The 312-nt window shown below is 54.5% G+C and carries 1 rRNA gene; it reads left to right on the top strand.

What is annotated here, in order from left to right:
- Positions 1 to 312, top strand: a 16S ribosomal RNA gene (locus AC3E7H_RS09995); the annotation flags it as partial.

Raw genomic sequence — 312 nt, forward strand, 5'->3', positions numbered from 1 at the left:
AGTTGGGCACTCTAGCGAGACTGCCGGTAATAAACCGGAGGAAGGTGGGGATGACGTCAAATCATCATGCCCCTTATGACCTGGGCTACACACGTGCTACAATGGCTGGTACAACGAGTCGCAAGTCGGTGACGGCAAGCTAATCTCTTAAAGCCAGTCTCAGTTCGGATTGTAGGCTGCAACTCGCCTACATGAAGTCGGAATCGCTAGTAATCGCGGATCAGCACGCCGCGGTGAATACGTTCCCGGGCCTTGTACACACCGCCCGTCACACCACGAGAGTTTGTAACACCCGAAGTCGGTGAGGTAACC

Source organism: Streptococcus sp. SCPM-O-B-15304 (M98), from assembly GCF_058200215.1.